Origin of the sequence: Amycolatopsis sp. NPDC051716 (assembly GCF_040681595.1) — a bacterium.
Classification (GTDB): domain Bacteria; phylum Actinomycetota; class Actinomycetes; order Mycobacteriales; family Pseudonocardiaceae; genus Amycolatopsis.
Genome location: NZ_JBFAZA010000024.1, coordinates 38012 through 55082 on the forward strand (window position 1 = coordinate 38012; position 17071 = coordinate 55082).

14 protein-coding genes are annotated in these 17071 nt (G+C 70.6%); 7 read left to right on the plus strand and 7 right to left on the minus strand.

What is annotated here, in order from left to right:
- Positions 1 to 69 precede the first annotated feature (69 nt).
- Entirely contained in the window at positions 70 to 393 is a 324-nt protein-coding gene (locus tag AB0M30_RS29785; RefSeq protein WP_146073509.1) for a hypothetical protein, read from the minus strand.
- Between the two features lie 272 nt (positions 394 to 665).
- Between AB0M30_RS29785 and AB0M30_RS29790 the strand changes: the two genes are divergently transcribed.
- The gene (locus AB0M30_RS29790) at positions 666 to 1883 is read left to right on the plus strand and encodes a class I SAM-dependent methyltransferase (protein WP_364590196.1); all 1218 of its coding nucleotides are present in this window, start codon (positions 666 to 668) and stop codon (positions 1881 to 1883) included.
- A gap of 115 nt (positions 1884 to 1998) precedes the next feature.
- Here AB0M30_RS29790 and AB0M30_RS29795 read toward each other — a convergent pair whose 3' ends face one another.
- Genes AB0M30_RS29795 through AB0M30_RS29810 form a run of 4 tightly spaced genes read right to left on the minus strand, consistent with a single transcriptional unit; the run spans position 1999 to position 6044 of the window.
- Positions 1999 to 2877 carry a TIGR03621 family F420-dependent LLM class oxidoreductase gene (locus tag AB0M30_RS29795; RefSeq protein ID WP_364590199.1) on the minus strand — a complete coding sequence of 293 codons (879 nt, stop codon included), beginning with the start codon at positions 2875 to 2877 and terminating at the stop codon, positions 1999 to 2001.
- A gap of 56 nt (positions 2878 to 2933) precedes the next feature.
- Positions 2934 to 3779, minus strand: coding sequence for an ABC transporter permease (locus AB0M30_RS29800; RefSeq protein ID WP_360174021.1), 846 nt, complete (start codon positions 3777 to 3779; stop codon positions 2934 to 2936).
- 26 nt (positions 3780 to 3805) lie between these two features.
- Entirely contained in the window at positions 3806 to 4780 is a 975-nt protein-coding gene (locus AB0M30_RS29805; RefSeq protein WP_364590202.1) for an ATP-binding cassette domain-containing protein, read from the minus strand.
- 49 nt (positions 4781 to 4829) lie between these two features.
- Positions 4830 to 6044 (minus strand): macrolide family glycosyltransferase, encoded by a 1215-nt coding sequence (locus tag AB0M30_RS29810; protein WP_364590205.1) that lies wholly within the window; start codon positions 6042 to 6044, stop codon positions 4830 to 4832.
- 185 nt (positions 6045 to 6229) lie between these two features.
- On the opposite strand from AB0M30_RS29810, the gene rfbC reads away from it, so the two are divergent.
- Positions 6230 to 6823 (plus strand): dTDP-4-dehydrorhamnose 3,5-epimerase, encoded by a 594-nt coding sequence (rfbC, locus tag AB0M30_RS29815; RefSeq protein WP_360173730.1) that lies wholly within the window; start codon positions 6230 to 6232, stop codon positions 6821 to 6823.
- A 118-nt stretch (positions 6824 to 6941) separates the two neighbouring features.
- Entirely contained in the window at positions 6942 to 8348 is a 1407-nt protein-coding gene (locus AB0M30_RS29820) for an NDP-hexose 2,3-dehydratase family protein (RefSeq protein ID WP_364590208.1), read from the plus strand.
- A 461-nt stretch (positions 8349 to 8809) separates the two neighbouring features.
- On the opposite strand, the gene AB0M30_RS29825 is transcribed toward AB0M30_RS29820, so the two are convergent.
- Positions 8810 to 10072: an activator-dependent family glycosyltransferase gene (locus tag AB0M30_RS29825; protein WP_364590211.1), complete on the minus strand. Its 1263-nt coding sequence runs from the start codon at positions 10070 to 10072 to the stop codon at positions 8810 to 8812.
- A 14-nt stretch (positions 10073 to 10086) separates the two neighbouring features.
- Positions 10087 to 11196: a DegT/DnrJ/EryC1/StrS family aminotransferase gene (locus tag AB0M30_RS29830; protein WP_364590214.1), complete on the minus strand. Its 1110-nt coding sequence runs from the start codon at positions 11194 to 11196 to the stop codon at positions 10087 to 10089.
- A gap of 282 nt (positions 11197 to 11478) precedes the next feature.
- On the opposite strand from AB0M30_RS29830, the gene AB0M30_RS29835 reads away from it, so the two are divergent.
- From AB0M30_RS29835 to AB0M30_RS29850, 4 genes are read left to right on the plus strand one after another with little or no spacing between them, the layout of a single operon-like run.
- A complete protein-coding gene (locus tag AB0M30_RS29835; RefSeq protein WP_364590217.1) occupies positions 11479 to 13098 on the plus strand; it encodes a beta-N-acetylhexosaminidase in 1620 nt (539 codons plus the stop codon).
- Positions 13099 to 13112: 14 nt separating this feature from the next.
- On the plus strand, positions 13113 to 14342 hold the full coding sequence (locus AB0M30_RS29840) for a macrolide family glycosyltransferase (RefSeq protein ID WP_364590220.1): 1230 nt from the start codon (positions 13113 to 13115) through the stop codon (positions 14340 to 14342).
- Complete coding sequence (locus tag AB0M30_RS29845; protein WP_364590223.1) at positions 14339 to 15601, plus strand: macrolide family glycosyltransferase; 1263 nt, start codon at positions 14339 to 14341, stop codon at positions 15599 to 15601. The genes AB0M30_RS29840 and AB0M30_RS29845 overlap by 4 nt, the downstream gene beginning before the upstream one ends.
- 30 nt (positions 15602 to 15631) lie before the next feature.
- Entirely contained in the window at positions 15632 to 16879 is a 1248-nt protein-coding gene (locus AB0M30_RS29850; RefSeq protein ID WP_364590226.1) for a cytochrome P450, read from the plus strand.
- Positions 16880 to 17071: the final 192 nt, after the last annotated feature.

A 17071-nucleotide genomic window follows, 5' to 3' on the forward strand; every position in this document is an offset into this window, starting at 1 on the left:
CCGAGGGCCGCGGACGAGACGTCACGCGGCCCTCGGAAAATTCTGCCGTGGTTAACCCGGTGTGGGTGTTCAGACCCCTTTCTTTTGCTTGCGCTCGGCGCCGATGATCACCACGATCGCGATGATCAGCAGCAGGCCGCCGATGCCGAAGAGGGTGAACTGGGTGGTCTCACCGTCCTTGAACAGCACCTTGGCCTCGAGGAACGCGGCGAGGCCGAGCGCCAGCAGCGCGTAGCCGCGGGCGAGGCCCTTGTTCGCGGCTGAGGACTTGGGCGACTTCTTCGTGACCGAAACCGCGCCGACGGAGCCCGCGAGCGCCCACAGGAAAATCAGGGCCAGCACGATGCCGCCGCCCACTCCCGCGATTAGTTGCCAACTCTCCAGGTTTGCCATGGAACCTTCCCCGAATGTCCTGACCGGTGTTACCTAGGGGGGTGACATTACCAGAGTGAGTGCGCTTGTGGTCGATCAGTCACGGGTGTGCCGGAATGCGGCGCCGGACGCGCCGGAATACCACTGGGGTCGCTCGCCCGGAGCGCCCGGAGCGCCCGGAGATCTCGCCCATGATGGCGCCGGCCCGCCCGCGCCGGCCTCGTGGCCAAGGACACCTAGGGGCATCCTTAGAACACGTTGAGCGCCGGAACAGCGGGCTTTACGTTGAGGACATGCCTGAATGTCGTACCTGCGGCGGCGCCCTCACCGAAGTCTACGACTTCGGTCGCCAGCCTTTGTCCGATGCCTTCCTCGAGCCCGACAAGCTCGAGGGAGAGTTCTTCTACCGGCTCGCCGTCGGCATGTGCGGTGCCTGCACGATGGTCCAGCTGATGGAGGAAGTCCCCCGGGACAGGATGTTCCACGAGGACTACCCGTACTACTCCTCCGGTTCCGAGGTGATGCGCAAGCACTTCGAGCACACCGCGCAGGGCTTCCTCGACACCGAACTGAGCGGGCCGGACCCGTTCATCGTCGAGGTCGGCAGCAACGACGGCGTGATGCTCAAGGCGATCGCCGACGCCGGCGTGAAGCACCTCGGCGTCGATCCCTCCGGCGCGGTCACCGAGCGCGCGCGCAGCAAGGGAATCCGCACGCGCACCGCCTTCTTCGAGGAGTCCGAGGCGCTCGACATCGTCGCGGCCGAGGGCAACGCCGACGTCATCTTCGCGGCGAACACGATCTGCCACATCCCTTACCTCGACTCCATCTTCCGCGGCGTGGCCGCGCTGCTGAAGCCGAGCGGCATCTTCGTGTTCGAGGACCCCTACCTCGGCGACATCGTCGAGCGCGCGTCGTTCGACCAGATCTACGACGAGCACTTCTACCTGTTCACCGCGCGCGCGGTGCGCAACATGGCCCGCCGGTTCGGCCTGGAGCTCGTCGACGTCGAACACTTCGGCGTCCACGGCGGCGAAGTCCGGTACACGATCGCCAAGCAGGGCGCCCGCGAGCCGAAGGCCGCCGTCGAGGCGCTGCTGGCCGAGGAGGACGCGCGGGGGCTCGCGCGGCTGTCGACCCTCGAGGAGTTCGGCAACCGCGTCACGGCCATCAAGGACGACCTCGTCACCCTGCTGACCAAGCTGCGCGACGAGGGCAAGCGGGTGGTCGCCTACGGCGCCACCGCCAAGAGCGCGACCGTGGCGAACCTGTGCGGGCTCGGCCCGGACCTCGTCTCGTTCGTCTGCGACAGCACGCCGCAGAAGCAGAACCGGCTCACCCCGGGCAGTCACATCCCGGTCCGCGGCCCGGAGGCGTTCCGCGACCCCTACCCCGACTACGCGCTGCTGTTCGCGTGGAACCACGCCGACGAGATCCTCGCCAAGGAGAAGGAGTTCCGCCAGAACGGCGGCAAGTGGATCCTCTACGTGCCGGACGTCCACACCGTCTGACGAACCCGTCCCCGTCCCCGCCCGCGCCGGCGGGGTGACCGGAGAACCCCGGTCACCCCGACGGCGCACTTCTGTTTCAGCGTTCCAATGTTTCAGTGGGTTCAGCGGTTCCGGTTCAGCGGACGGCGGCGATGACCTTGCCGAAGTTCTCCATGGAGTTCTCCATGACGGTGGTGTAGGAGATGCCGTAGCGATCGCGGTTCTCGTGCAGCTTTGCCGCGACGTCCGCGGGCGTGCCCACCAGGACGGTCGGTGCGCCGAGGAGCTCGTCCTCGGGGAGATCGGGCCCGAACCGCCGGAGCTGCTCGACCGCCGAGCCGCGGTCGGTGGTCAGCAGGGTCGCCTTGGAGAGCAGGTTGAGCTCGATTTCGCCGGCGCGATCGCCGGCGCACTTGAAAACGTAGGCGACGCGCTCGTCCATCTGGTCGGCCGTGGCGATGGTCATCCGCCCGTAGGCGGGGTTGAACTTCGCCCCGGTCAGGCTCACCGTCTCCGCGTGGCGCGCGGCCAGGCGCAGCACCCGGTCGCCGTGGCCGCCGACGAGCAGGGGCGGCCGTGGCCGCTGCACCGGCTTGGGGTGTGCGGGATCGCCGATCGCCCGGTCGATCTCCGCCACGGCCGACTCGAGCCGGTCGACGCGGGCGCCAGGCGAGCCGAACGGCACGCCGGCGGAGGTGAACTCCCACTCGACGTAGCCGGTCCCGAGACCGATCTCGAGGCGGCCGCCGGTGAACTGGTCGAGCGTCGCGAGGTCCCTCGCCAGCAGCGTGTGGTTGTGGAACGCGGTGTTGAGCACGTAGGTGCCGACGCGCGGCCGCGTCGTGTTCTCCGCGGTCAGCACCACCGACGGGAACGGCGACGTGAGGTTGAGGTGGTCGGGTGCGGAGATGACGTCGTAGCCCAGGTCCTCCGCGCGCCGGCTCTTCGCGACCCATGCCTCGCGCGAGCAGCCCTCGGAGATCAGTACGACACCGAAGCGAAACGGTCGGTTCATCGTGGCGCTGTCCTCGATTCCGTGTCTTCCCCTCGAGCCGCGGACTGCGGCGGAGTTCACGCCTGACGTCGCCGGAAACCCCGCAGGGCCAGGACGATCGAGCCGGCGACGCCGGCGATCGAGACGAACAGGGCCCACAGCGGCCCGCTCTCCAGCGGCAGCCCGAGGGCGAGCGAGCGCGAAGTGTCGACGGCGAAGGTGATCGGGTTGACCCGCGCCGCCGCGCCCATCCACTCGGTCATGCTGTCGATCGGGACGTAGGCCGACGAGGCGAACATCAGCGGCAGCATGATGGTCGCCCCGGCGACCTGGGTCAGCTCGGCGTCCCGGATCCAGGTCGCCAGCGCCATGAACACCCAGCTCAGCGCCCAGCCGATCAGGACGGCCACGAGCCAGCAGCCGAGCGTGCCGAGCACGCCGCCGGCCGGCCGGAAGCCGAACACCAGCACCGCGACGACGAGCATGACGCCCAGCTGGACGGCGTTGCGCACGGCGTCGGCGAGACTGCGGGCGATCACCACCGACGCCGAGGTGATGGGCAGCGACCGGAGCCGGGCCATCACCCCGTTCTTGACTTCCTCGACCATGCCCGCGCCGGAGTTGACCGCGGTGGTGAACGCCCCGATGACGACGATCGCCGGCATCAGGAAGTCCAGGTAGCTGATCCCGCCGGTCAGCTGGCCGGTGCCGGCGACGACCTTCGTGAACACCTGGGTGAAGAGGAAGAGGATCACCATCGGCTGCAGCAGGCCGAGCAGCGCCGACAGCGGGTGCTGCGCCTGCTGCCGCAGCAGCCGGCCGGTCAGCAGGGCCACCTGCGTCGGAAAGCTCGCGCCGTGCCAGGTGCTGACATCGACTCCCGATGGCGCGAGTTCACCGGCCGTGCGCTGCCCCGGCGTCATCGTCGTCACGTTCTTACCCCCGGGGGTCAGGCCGCGCTCGGCGCGGGGTGGGTGAAGGCCAGGTACACGTCGTCGAGGCGCGGCTCGACCAGCGCGAGCCGGCGTGGTGTCACGTCCGCGTCGTCGAGTGCGCGCACGACGCGCGCCAGATCGGCGGGGCTTTCGGCGGGCACCGAGAGCTCGGCCTCTTCGGTCTCGGCGGCGTCGCTGCCGGGCCGCCCGCCGGGCAGCTGCGGGGGCAGCCCGACGTCCAGCAAGGCCGTGGTCGCCGCCGGGATGTCCGCCTTGGAGGCCAGCGTGATCGTGACCGTCCGCTTGCCGACCCGGGCCTTCAGCTCGGCGGGAGTGCCCGAAACGACGACCTTTCCCTGCGACAGCAGGGTGATCGAGTCGGCCAGCTGTTCGGCCTCGTCGAGCAGCTGGGTGGTCAGCAGCACCGTGGTGCCCTCGCGCACGAGGCGCTTGACGAGCTGCCACATCGTGATGCGTGCCGAGGGGTCGAGCCCGGTCGTCGGTTCGTCGAGAAAGATGAGCTCCGGTTTGCCGACGAGGCTGGCCGCGAGGTCGAGCCGGCGTCGCATGCCGCCCGAGTACGTCTTCGCGAGCCGCTGCCCCGCCTCGACCAGGCCCATCACGTCGAGCAGTTCGCCGGCCCGCGTCCGCGCGTCCCGTTTGGAGGCGCCGAGCAGCCGGGCGATGAGCACCAGGTTGTGGAATCCGCTCAGGTTCTCGTCGACGGAGGCGAACTGGCCGGTCAGGCCGATGCGCCGGCGCACTTGCGCGCCCTCGCGGACGACGTCGAAGCCGGCGACGGTGGCGGTGCCGCCGGTCGGCAGCAAGAGCGTGCTCAGCATGTTGACCAGCGTCGTCTTGCCCGCACCGTTGTGGCCGAGCAGGCCGCAGACGCTGCCCTTCGGCACGGTCAGGCTCACCTCGTCGAGGGCGTGCACGTCGCCGAAGCGCTTGCTGAGCCGGTCGACCTCGATCGCGGACTCGGTCATGAGGTGCGGCCTCCTCCCGGGTGCGGTACCCGGTTCTCGTCGTCGTGGGTCACGCGGTCGCTCCGGCCAGGCAACCTTCCAGTACTTCGGCCGCCTTGCCGGCCCCGCCCGCGTTGCGCAGGTGCGTGCGCATGTCGCGCAGCGCGGCACGGTGCACACCGTCGACGGCCACGGCGTCGACCGCCTCGACCAGTTCGTCGGCGTCCAGCGGGCCGGGGGCGGTCCGGCCGAGGCCGAGCGCGGCGACCTGGCCCGCGATCACGCGCTGGTCGACTTGCTGCGGCACGCACACCATCGGCACGCCGGTGCTGAGCGCCTCCATGACACTGCCCATGCCCGCGTGCGTGACGAAGACGGCGGCGTGGCGGAGGACTTCGAGGTGCGGAACCCATTGGCGGGCCTCGACGTTCGCCGGCAGCGGGCCGAGGTCGGCCGGGGCGATCGAGGAGCCGAGCGTCATGACGACGTGCCACCGGGTGCCGGCGAACGCGTGCGCACACCGGGTGAAGAACTCGACGCGGCCGGGGCTGTAGGAGGTGCCGAGCGAAACCAGCACGACCGGGCGGCCGTCCGCCGGCGGCGACCAGCCGGTGTCCGGCTCGTCGTGCCCGAGGCACGGCCCGACGAACGCGAACCGGTCGTCGAACTCGTCGCCGAAGATCTGGAACTCCCGCGGCACGAACACGATGTTGGGGCCGTGTTCGGCCCCGAAGCCGTCGATGTCGACGTCGCCGAGGCCGAACCGGTCGAGCAGCTCCTGCTGCCGCGTGAAGAACTCGACGAGAACCGGGTCGTCCGGCTGCAGGGCGGGGCCGCCGGCCGCGTGCTTGTCCTGCTCCTGGCGCATGGAGAACCGTTCGCTGGAGGCGATCGTCGGCACGGTCTGCACGACCGGGCGGTCCCAGGCCTTGGCGAGGATGCGCGCGGTCTCGGAGGCCGCGTGGTCGTGCACGAACAGGTCGGGGACGTCGTCGGCGAAGCGGTCGAACGCGGCCGGCAGTGACGACAGCGCCTCGGTGACGAAGCTGGTCACCATCTCGGTCATCGCGGCCTTGGTCCCGGCGCCGGAAAGCCCCTTCTCCCAGGGGAACGTCGAGTCGTACGGCAGGACGGCCGCCCCGGTGGCGGCCACCTTGGCGGCGAACCGCCCGGCGACCGCGTAGGTGACCCGGTGCCCGCGCTCGACCAGTTCCTCCACAACGGGCAGTGTCGGCGCGATGTGGGCGTACGCCGGGAAGCTGAAGAACGCGATGTGACCGGTCATCGGTGGTCCGACCCTCGTTTCGGGAGAACGGGCGTGACTGATCGCCGGGCACAGGCCGACGATCAGTGTCATGGTCGGGCATGCACCCGCGCCCGGCGGCCGGCCGCGTGCCAGTCCTAGTCGATTCCCCATTGTTCGCGCGGTCATCGGTGTACACCCCGGGTCCCCTCCTAGGGTCGGGCGTCGTGAAAGCACGCCAGCTGTCCATCTCCGGCGCCGTCGAGTTCACCCCCGTCGTGTACACCGATGACCGCGGAACGTTCGTGTCGCCGTTCGAGGAGCCCGGGTTCAGCGAGGCGACCGGACGGCCCTTCGAGCTGTCGAGGACGATCCACAGCACCTCGCGGCGCGGTGTCGTGCGCGGGATCCACTTCACCGCGATGCCCCCGGCCGGCTACAAGCACGTGTACTGCGCGCGCGGCCGCGCCCTCGACATCGCGGTCGACCTGCGGGTCGGCTCGCCCACGTTCGGCGACTGGGACGCCGTCGAACTCGACGGCGAGTCGTTTCGCTCGCTCTACCTCGCGGAGGGCCTCGGCCACGCGTTCATCGCGCTGGAGGACGACACCGTGATGTCCTACCTGTGCTCGACGCGGTACGTGCCGAGCGAGGAGCTCTCGATCAGCCCGCTCGACCCGCGGATCGGCCTGCCCATCCCGGCGGGCATGGAGCCGCTCATGTCCGAACGCGACACCGCGGCGGTGACCCTCGACGAGGCCGCTGCCCGCGAGATGCTGCCGGACTACGAGCGGTGCCGAGCGCTGTTCCCCCTGCCCTGAAAGGAATTCCGGGCCACTCCGGCTGGGAGAATCACTAAAGTGGCTCGCCCGGCGAGGGGGCCGGACTCCCGGCCTGCCTACGTTGACCGCATCGAATCCGGTGCGACGAGGAGCTCAGATGACCGACGCCACCACGGTGCTCGCACCTCCGCCTGTCGACGACGAGCCGGCGATCGCCGAACGGATCGCGAAGTCCGTGTCGTGCGCCGACGGGAAGGTGCTGGGCCTCGACGAGTTCCACCGGTGGTTCGCCGCCTGCGCGGAACGCAACTACACCGTCGTCGAACGGATCCCGCTGGACGAGCTGGCCGGGTGGGCCACCCACCCGGTGACCGGCAACATCGTGCACGAGAGCGGCAAGTTCTTCACCGTCGAGGGACTCGACGTCCGCCTGCCCGACGCCGCGGTGCCGGCCTGGACCCAGCCCATCATCAACCAGCCCGAGATCGGCATCCTCGGCATCCTGGTCAAGGAGTTCGACGGCGTCCTGCATTGCCTGATGCAGGCCAAGGTGGAACCGGGCAACCGCAACGGCGTGCAGCTGTCGCCGACGGTCCAAGCGACCCGCAGCAACTACACCCGGGTCCACCAGGGCAAACCGGTGCCCTACCTCGAGTACTTCCGCGACCGCTCGGGAGACCGCCGGGTCGTGGCCGACGTCCGGCAGTCCGAGCAGGGCTCGTGGTTCCACCAGAAGCGCAACCGCAACATGATCATCGAGGTGTCTTCCGACGTCGAGGTGCTGGACGGCTTCTGCTGGCTGAGCCTCGGCCAGGTGCACGCGCTGCTGCACGAGGAAGACGTGGTGAACATGGACGCCAGGACCGTGCTGTCCTGCCTGCCCTTCGCCGGCCCCCCGGACAGCTCCGGGATGCGCGACCTGCTCGCGTGGATCACCGAGGCCCGCACCCGCACCGACGTCTACGCCGACCGTATCCCGCTCAACGAGGTGAGCGGCTGGCACCGCGACGGGACGGCGATCCGCCACGAGTCGGGGAGGTTCTTCAACGTGATCGGCGTCGACGTGCGCGCGGGCGGCCGCGAGGTGCGCCGGTGGTGCCAGCCGATGATCGAGCCGATCGGGATCGGCGTGGTCGGCATGCTGGTGAAGCGGATCGACGGGGTGCTCCACTGCCTGGTGAACGCCCGGGTCGAGCCGGGGTACGTCGACGTGGTCGAGCTCGCGCCGACCGTGCAGTGCACACCGGAGAACTACTCGGTACTGCCCGCCGCGGCCCAGCCCCCGTTCCTCGGCGAGCTCCTCGCCGCCGGGCCGGCGCAGATCCGGTACGACAACCTGCTTTCCGAGGAGGGCGGCCGGTTCCACCACGCGCTGAACCGCTACGTCGCGGTCGAGACCGGGATCGACGTCCCGCCGGCGAAGTTCCCCGACTACCGCTGGCTGTCGCTGCCCCAGCTCACGGACCTGCTGCGGCACAGCCACTACGTCAACATCCAGGCCCGCAGCATCGTCGCCTGCCTGCACAGCCTCGACGGGACGGCGGCCGAGCGGAGCATCCGCTAGGACGGTTGCCACTTCGGCTCCCGGCCGTCGACCGGCTGCGCGCCGGTCACGCACGCCGACCTGCACGAAGCCAACCGGCTGCGTGAGGTCCTCCGCGAACTTGCTCTGGGTGCGGTCGGCGGAATTCCGCGCTGATCGCGGAGGCCGCCTTCGCACGGTTGGCGCACCAGGCCGCGGACTGGCTCACCGGCCCCTTGCGGCACGACCTGCGGATCTGCCCCGAGCAGGACTGCCGCGGCGTGTTCGCCGACCCGGCGGCCGGCGGCGCTGGTGCCCATCCCCCGCCCGCGCCGGCCGGACCGGGTCCGCGCGCTCAGGAGACGGCGGCGCGCGGAATCATGACGGCCGGGCGATCACGCCGGCCTGCCGCACCCCGAGGAGCGGTTGCCGCACAGCGAAGACGAGAGAGGGCCGGACGCGAACGTCCGGCCCTCTCTCGTTCCCGTCGCGACGACCCGCGGTCAGACGAGGCTGCGGTTCGAGCGGTGGGTGATGGTCAAGCGCTCCAGGTGCGGCACGATCTCGGCCGCCGACGGGGTACTCATGATCTCGGCGCGCAGCGCGCCGGCGTCGGCGGCGAAGGATGGTTCCGACAGCAGCCGGAGGACGCCGTCGCGGACCTGCTGTGCGTCGGCCGTTGCTCCGTCCGCGTACAACGCCGCCCCGGCCGACTCGAGGTTGCGGGCCACCGGCATCAGGTCGCCGTACCGGATCGGGAGCAGGAACTGCGGTACGCCGTAGTAGGCCGCTGTGATCCAGGAGCCGTAGCCGGCGTGGTTGACCGTGACCGAGCAGCTGGGCAGCAGGGTGTGCAGCGGGACGAACCCGGTGACCCGCGTGTTCGGCGGCACCTCCGACGCGGGCAGCTCGTCCGGGCCGAACGTGGCCACCACCTCGACGTCGAGATCGGCCAGCGAGTCGAGCACCGTCCGGACCGGCAGGTAGCCCGAGTCCACGCCGAAGGATACGCCGGGCGTCAGGCAGACCCGGGGCTTCTCCGGCGGCCGCAGCACCCAGTCCGGGGCGATCGACGGCCCGTTGTAGGGCGTGTAGCGCACCGGAACGCGGGGCACCGGGAGCGGCAGCTGGATGCTGGCCGGGAGCAGGTCGATGCTCCACTGCCCGTTGAGGATCTCGTCGTCGAACTCGTGGCCGTAGCGGTCGAGGTACCCACCGAGCCACTCGCCGAGCGGGTCGGTGCCGGCGCGCGCGGGGTCCTGCGCACGCAGGTCGAGGAACGCCGCCCGGGTGGTGGAGTACACGTCGGCGGCCCACAGCAGCCGCGCGTGCGCGGCGCCGCAGACCCGCGCCGCCACCGCGCCGGCGAAGGTGAGCAGGTCCCAGACGACCAGGTCCGGCCGCCAGGACAGGCAGAACTCCACGAGTTCGTGCACCATCGAGTTGCTGTAGACGTCGAGGCCCATCCGTTCCTCGGTGGACTTGAGCAGCACCTCGTCCCAGCTCAGCGCCTCGCTGGAGATTTCGGTCCAGGCCGCGTAGTCCTTCTCCAGCATCCCGTTCTGCTGCGCCTCCAGCACGATGTCGTGCATCGGGTGGTCGACGCCGACGGAGACCGCGGTGAGCCCGGTGCCCGCGATGACCGGCGCCATCGCGGGATTGCTCGCCATCCGGACCTCGTGCCCGGCCGCGGCCATGGCCCAGCCGAGCGGAGCCATGGCGTAGACGTGCGACTTTTCGGACAGGGTCACAAAGAGCACCCGCATCGGGGGTCCTTCCCTCAGAGGGTGGCGAGCACCTCGCGCAGCGCGCTGATGACCTTGTCCTGGATGTCTTCGGAGAGCGTGGCGTACATCGGCAGCGAGAAGATCTGGTCGGCGAGCTCCTCGGTCACCGGCAGCGATCCCTTCTCGTAGCCGAGGTGGGCGAAGCCGGTCATCGTGTGCGCGGGCCAGCGGTAGCTCACGCTCAGGTTGACGTCGTAGGTGCGCATGCGCTCGATGATCTCTTCGCGCCGCGGGTGCCGGGCGACGTAGAGGTAGTAGACGTGGTCGTTGCCCGGCGTGATCCGCGGCAGCACGAGATCGGTGTCGGCGAGGCCCTCGGCGTAGCGCTGCGCGACCTGGCGCCGGGCGGCGAGGTAGCCGTCGAACCGCTTCAGCTTGCGGCGCAGGATCTCCGCGTGCACCTCGTCGAGCCTGCTGTTGTGGCCGGGGGTTTCGACGACGTAGTACTGCTTCTCCATGCCGTAGTACCGCAGCCGGCGCAGGTTCGCGGCGATCTCGGGGTCCGCCGTGACGATCGCCCCGCCGTCGCCGTAGGCGCCGAGCACCTTGGTGGGGTAGAAGGAGAACGCCGCGGCGTCTCCGGTCGTGCCCGCGAGCGTGCCGTGCTGCTTCGCGCCGTGCGACTGGGCGCAGTCCTCGAGGAGCTTGAGGTTGTGCTTCGCCGCGAGCGCCCGCAACGGCGCGAGGTCGACGCACTGGCCGTAGAGGTGAACGGGCAGCAGGCACTTGGTGCGTTCGGTGATCGCGGCCTCGACGAGGTCGGTGTTCATCAGGTAGTCGCCGGGGTTGATGTCGACGAACACCGGGGTCGCGCCGACCTGGTCGATGGCGATGATCGTGGGTGCCGCGGTGTTCGAGACGGTGATGACCTCGTCGCCGCGGCCGACGCCGAGCGCGCGGAGGGCGAGCACGATGGCGTTCGTGCCGTTGTCACAGCTGACACAGTGGTCGATGCCGTGGTAGGCGGCGTACTCGGCTTCGAAGTTCTGGACGCTCTTGCCCATGACGAGCTGGCCGGACCGGAAGACCGAGTCCACGGCGTCGAGGATGTCGTCCCGCTCGTTCTCGTACTCCTGCTTGTAGTCCCAGGTGAGAATGGGCATCCGGGGGTACCTCCTGCGAAAGTGGCTGAGTGGGGGACGACTCGGCGCGACGGTGCGCGAGCGGGGGCAGCGGGCCAAGGCAATCGGCTGCGCGCGCGGGCGACAAGCCCGCGCTGGCGAGTACTAAGGGAATTCCTGGTCCGGGCGATCGCGGGCGCCGCGGTCCTGGCCGGGGAGCGCGCTGAGAAAACTGCTAGGAATCCGCTTCCCCGCTAGGGGTGCGCGCCTGCTCGGTATACCCATGGACCCGGCCAATCCCAGAATTCACGAGGTGGACCGACCATGGTGCAATCCACGACCGTCCGACGGCGGTTCCGGGGCCTGTTCCTCGCACTGGCCCTGGTCGCCGGGCTGGTGGTGCCGGCGGCGCAGCCGGCCGTGGCGGCCGAGGGGATCCCGTCGCTGGCCAGGATCATCCCGGCCCCGGCGAGCGTGCGGCCGGCGAACGGGGTGACGTTCGAGCTGCGTCCGTGGTCGGTGCTCTCCTACGACCCGCGGCTGCCGCGGGCGCGGCAGGTCGCCGACGACTTCGCCGCCCAGCTGCGGCCGGCCACCGGCTTCGCGTTGCCGGTGGTGCCGGGACTGGCGCTGCCCGGAATCTCCCTGCAACTCGGTGCGGGCGGCCAGGCCGGCGAGGAGGGCTACCAGCTCGACATCGCGGCGGATTCGGTCCGGATCAAGGCGAACCGGGCCGCCGGGCTGTACTACGGCGTGCAGACGGTCCGCCAGCTGCTGCCCGCGAAGGTCGAGCGGACCTCGGTCCAGCCGGGCCCGTGGACGCTGCCGGGCGGGTCGGTCACGGACTACCCGCGCTACGGCTACCGCAGTGCGGTGCTGGACGTCGCCCGGCACTTCTGGACGGTGCCCGAGGTGAAGAAGTACATCGACGACATCGCCCGCTACAAGATCAACTACCTGCACCTGCACCTGACCGACGACCAGGGCTGGCGGCTCGCCATCACCGGCTGGCCGCGGCTGACCTCGGTGGGCGGGTCCACCGGCGTCGGCGGCGAGCGCGGCGGCTTCTTCACCCAGGACGACTACCGGGCGCTCGTCGACTACGCCGGGGCGCACTTCATGACCGTGATCCCCGAGATCGAAGGGCCCGCGCACGCGAACGCCGCGCGCTCGTCGTACGCGAAGCTGAACTGCGACGGCGTCGCGCCGCCGCTCTTCACCGACATCTACGGCAGTCCCAACAGCACCCTGTGCCTCGGCAAGGAGATCACCTACGAGTTCCTCGACGACGTGATCCGCCAGGTCGCCGCGCTGACCCCGGGCCCGTACCTGAACGTGGGCGGCGACGAGGCGACCGACGTCCCGAAGGACCAGTACCGCACCTACCTGCAGCGGGTGCAGGCGATCGTGGCGAAGTACGGCAAGAAGCTCCTCGGCTGGCAGGAAGTGGCCGGCTCGACCGATCCGGCGCGGACCACCGCGCAGATCTGGTTCCCCGAGGAGGTCGACCAGCAGGCCGTCGCCGACGCGAGCAAGCACGGGGCGAAGCTCGTCATGTCCCCGGTGGAGCACGCCTACCTCGACATGAAGTACGACGAGAACAACCCCGCGTACCCGGTCGGGCAGTTCTGGGCCGGCTACATCGAGGTGCGCGACGCCTACGACTGGGAGCCGGAGACGGTCGTCCCCGGGATCGACGAGAAGTCCGTCATCGGTGTCTCGGCCCCGCTGTTCACGGAGCTGGTCTTCGAACGGCCGGACATCGACATCCTCGCCTTCCCCCGGCTGCCCGCGATCGCGGAGATCGGCTGGTCTCCCGCGGCCACCCACGACTGGACCTCCTTCCGCGACCGGCTCGCCGCACAAGGGCCGCACTGGGACCTGACCGGCGTCGGCTACTACCGCTCGCCGCAGATCGCCTGGCCCCCGCGGGAAACCCGGTAGAGAGCGGAGTCATCATGCCCGAGAACAAGCACCTGGCTTTCTTCAACTATCCGGCCCACGGGCACCTCAACCCGTCGCTGCCGGTGGTGGCCGAGCTCGTCCGCCGCGGGCACCGCGTCACCTACGCCGTTCCCCGGCAGTACGCCGGCGCGGTGGCCGACGCGGGCGCGACCGTGCTCGAGTACGCGTCGACGACGCCCGAAAACTGGGAAGACGTCGCGATTCCCGAGAAGCCGACCGCCGACGACGCGGCCAACGCCATGCTCGCGCAGGTGCTGGAAGGCTTCGCGCCGCTGGAAGCGGCGGCGGAGCGGCTCGCGGCCGACGTTCCCGACCTGATCGTGTTCGACCAGTACGCGCACCACACGGGCCGGCTGCTGGCGCGGAAGTGGGCGCTGCCGAGCGTGCAGACCTGCACCACGTTCGCCGCCAACGCCGAATACTCGCCGTACGCGCGGCTGGCGGAGCTGAGCGACATCCAGCTCGACTTCACCCACCCTTCGTTCGCCGAGCTCGGCAAGGTCATGCGGTCCACTTTGGACGAACACGGTTTCGCGGACTTGCCGGTCGAGGAGTTCGGCGCGGGCGGCGAGGACCTCTCCGTCGTGTTCCTGCCGAAGTCGTTCCAGCTCGGCGCCGAAACCTTCGGCGACGGCTTCGCGTTCACCGGTCCGTCGCTCGGCAACGGCCTGCGTGCCGGGGACGGCCGGTGGACCCCGCCCGCCGGCGACCGGCCGCTGCTGCTGATCACGATGGGCAGCCACGGCTACGAGAACCGGGCGGAGTTCTACCGCCAGTGCGTCCGCGCTTTCGGCGACGTGGACTGGACCGTCGTGATGGCGGTCGGTACCCAGGTCAAGCCCGGCGAACTCGAGCCGCTGCCCGCGAACTTCGAGGTCGTGCCCTGGGTGCCGCAGCTGGAAGTGCTGCGGCGGGCCGACGCGCTGCTCGCGCACGCCGGGATGGGCACCACTATGGAGGCGCTGTACTTCGGGGTGCCGCCGGTGGTCGTGCCCCGGCTCGGAGAGCAGCAGCTGATCGGCGAGCGCCTGGTCGGTCTCGGGCTCGGGCGCATGGTGATGCCCGCGGACGCCGACGCGGAAACCCTGCGCGCGGCGGTGCTCGGGCTCGCCGGCGACGACGCGGCGAAGGACCGGGTCGCGAAGATGCGGGACGAGATCCGCGCCGCGGGCGGGACGTCGGCCGCGGCCGACGCCATCGAAGCGGTGGCGAAGTCCCGATGAACCGCCGGCACTTCGCGTTCCTGCCCTATCCGGCGTACGGGCACACGACTCCGGTGCTGCCCGTGCTCGCCGAACTGACCGCGCGGGGTCACCGCGTGACCTGTTTCACCACGCCGACCTTCGCGGATCGCGTGGCGGCCACGGGTGCCCGCCCTGTCGCCTATTCCGCGGAATTGGGGACGGGACCGCCTTCGGAGTACCACACCGCGGACGAAGCCGCGTGGCTGCCCACGAACCTGCTGTCGATGACCATGGCCGTCGCGCCGGGCATCGACGCCGCCTTCGCCGCCGATCCGCCCGACCTGCTCGCCTACGACACGACGTTGTGGGCGCCGGGGCGGTTCACCGCGTGGCGGACCGGGCTGCCGTCCGTGCAAATGATCCCGACCTTCGCCTCGAACGACAGCTTTTCGCTCAACGAAGACGGCGCGAGCATTCTCGGCGAGGGCGGCAGCGATGTCGGCCCGCTCGACCCCGCGCACCCGGGGCTCGTCGAGTTCGACCGGCTGATCACCGGGTACGCGGCGGAGTACGGCGTCGACGACGCCTCGCTGGTCCGGCTGTACGAGGGCCGCAATGAGGTCAACCTGGTCTTCGTCCCGAAGCGGTTCCAGCCGGCCGCCGAAACCTTCGGCGCCGATTACACCTTCGTCGGTCCGCCCGCCGGCGCTGCCGCGGACCACGACTGGAGCCCGCCGGACGGCAAGCGGGTGGTGCTCGTGACGCTGGGGACGACGGTGAACGACCGGCCCGAGTTCTTCCGCGACTGTCTGCGTGCCTTCGCCGGCCTGCCGTGGCACTTCGTGCTGACCCTCGGCGGCAGGCTCCGGATCGAGGACATCGGCACGCCGCCGCCGAACGTCGAGGTCCACCAGTGGATCCCGCACGCCGCGGTGCTGCCGCACGCGGACCTCGTGGTGTGCCAGGCGGGCATGGGCAGCGTGCTGGAGTCCCTGTACTTCGGAGTGCCGCTGGTCGTCGTCCCGCACCACACCGAACAGCACCTCAACACGCGCCGGCTGCTCGAACTCGGGCTCGCCACGCGGCTGGATCGCGAGTCGGTGACGCCGGAGCGGCTGCGCGCGGCGGTGCTCGGCACCGCCTCGGACGCGGGAATTCGCGCGCGCGTCGCCGAAATGCGCGAACACGTGCGCGGCGCGGGCGGCGCGCGGAAGGCGGCCGACGTGCTGGAGCACCGGCTCACCTCGACGGCGCCGGAGCCGGCACCGGCGGGTGGCCTCCACCCGGCCGCACGGTGACGGCCGGGACGACGACAAGGGGAGACGAAGATGTCCGACAGCGCGGCCGCGAACCCGCGGCTGCCCGTCGAGCGGCGTTGCCCGTTCGACCCGGCCGAGAACTACGCGGCGCTGACGAAGGCGGGCCCGATCGCGCGGCTCGCCATGCCCGTGAGCGTGGACGGCCGCGACGGCTGGGTGGCGACCGGGCTCGACGAAGTGCGGCGCATCCTCGCCGACGACCGGTTCAGCCACCGCAAGGACCTCATCTCGCTGTCCATCCCGTCGCCGATCCCGACCGGCGACGACCGCGAGCAGGTCGTCTACCGCGCGCCGGCACCGGAACCGGGCGCGTTCATCGCGATGGACCCGCCGGAGCACATGCGGTACCGCCGGCTGCTCGCCGGCTACTTCACGGTGCGGCGGGTCCGTGAGCTGGCCCCGATGATCGAGCAGGTCGCGCAGGACTGCCTCGACGCGCTCGCCGACGCGGGCCCGGGGGCGGACCTGGTGGAGTTGTTCGCCGAACCGTTCCCGATCCGGGTGATGTGCGAGCTGATGGGCATCCCGCCGGGTCCCCGGGCGCCGCTGGCCAAGCACCTCGCCGTCGTCTCCCGGATGTCCTACACGGTCGAGGAGCTGACCGAGGCGGTCGTCGAACTCGGCCGGCTGCTCACGGAGATCGTGCGGCAGAAGCGGGAGAACCCGACCGCGGACCTGCTCGGCGAGCTGGCCGCGACCGGGGAGCTCACCGACGGCGAGCTGATCAACATCGCCTGGGCACTGCTCGGCGGCGGCTTCGACACCAGCGGGAACATGCTGGGACTCGGGGTCTTCGCCCTGCTGGAGCACCCGGAGCAGCTCGCCCGCCTGCGTGCGGAGCCGGAGCTGCTGGACAACGCGGTGGAGGAGTTGCTGCGCTACCTGACGGTCTCGCACCTCGGGGCGAGCCGGGCGGCGCTGACGGACGTGGCGATCGGCGGCGAAACGATCGAGCAGGGCCAGACCGTGGTCGTGGCGCTGCCGGTGGCGAACCGCGACCCGGCGCGGTTCCCCGATCCGGGCGTCCTCGACCTCGGCCGCAACACCCAGGGGCACGTGGCGTTCGGGCACGGGGTGCACCAGTGCCTCGGCCAGCACCTGGCCCGGCTGACCCTCCGCATCGGCTACCGCGCACTGTTCGAGCGGTTCGGCTCGCTGCGGCTGGCTGTTCCCGCCGACGAGGTGCCGACGAAGGAGGACATGCTGCACTACGGCGTCTACCGGCTCCCGGTGACCTGGGACGAGACTGCCGGTTGACCACCTTCTGCGCCCGGCGGGCCCGTCAGTCCACTGTGGATTGACGGGCCCGGCTGCGGAAGGGCCGGAGTTAGTGGTCCACCTAGAACTTCCTCGCCGCCCTCGTGCGGCCGGTGGGTGACCCGGCACTGTGAAGACATCGGTCGGCTCGCCGGCACCGCCCGGCCGACTTCTCGAGGAGCTGACATCGCA

Excerpts from the sequence above, each read along its gene's own strand:
- AB0M30_RS29845 (WP_364590223.1), top strand. The coding sequence starts at position 14,339 with ATGAACCGCCGGCACTTCGCGTTCCTGCCCTATCCGGCGTACGGGCAC.
- AB0M30_RS29820 (WP_364590208.1), top strand. The coding sequence starts at position 6,942 with ATGACCGACGCCACCACGGTGCTCGCACCTCCGCCTGTCGACGACGAG.
- AB0M30_RS29830 (WP_364590214.1), bottom strand. The coding sequence starts at position 11,196 with ATGCCCATTCTCACCTGGGACTACAAGCAGGAGTACGAGAACGAGCGG.
- AB0M30_RS29835 (WP_364590217.1), top strand. The coding sequence starts at position 11,479 with ATGGTGCAATCCACGACCGTCCGACGGCGGTTCCGGGGCCTGTTCCTC.
- AB0M30_RS29790 (WP_364590196.1), top strand. The coding sequence starts at position 666 with ATGCCTGAATGTCGTACCTGCGGCGGCGCCCTCACCGAAGTCTACGAC.
- AB0M30_RS29840 (WP_364590220.1), top strand. The coding sequence starts at position 13,113 with ATGCCCGAGAACAAGCACCTGGCTTTCTTCAACTATCCGGCCCACGGG.
- AB0M30_RS29825 (WP_364590211.1), bottom strand. The coding sequence starts at position 10,072 with ATGCGGGTGCTCTTTGTGACCCTGTCCGAAAAGTCGCACGTCTACGCC.
- AB0M30_RS29800 (WP_360174021.1), bottom strand. The coding sequence starts at position 3,779 with ATGACGCCGGGGCAGCGCACGGCCGGTGAACTCGCGCCATCGGGAGTC.
- AB0M30_RS29850 (WP_364590226.1), top strand. The coding sequence starts at position 15,632 with ATGTCCGACAGCGCGGCCGCGAACCCGCGGCTGCCCGTCGAGCGGCGT.
- AB0M30_RS29810 (WP_364590205.1), bottom strand. The coding sequence starts at position 6,044 with ATGACCGGTCACATCGCGTTCTTCAGCTTCCCGGCGTACGCCCACATC.
- AB0M30_RS29785 (WP_146073509.1), bottom strand. The coding sequence starts at position 393 with ATGGCAAACCTGGAGAGTTGGCAACTAATCGCGGGAGTGGGCGGCGGC.
- AB0M30_RS29805 (WP_364590202.1), bottom strand. The coding sequence starts at position 4,780 with ATGACCGAGTCCGCGATCGAGGTCGACCGGCTCAGCAAGCGCTTCGGC.
- AB0M30_RS29795 (WP_364590199.1), bottom strand. The coding sequence starts at position 2,877 with ATGAACCGACCGTTTCGCTTCGGTGTCGTACTGATCTCCGAGGGCTGC.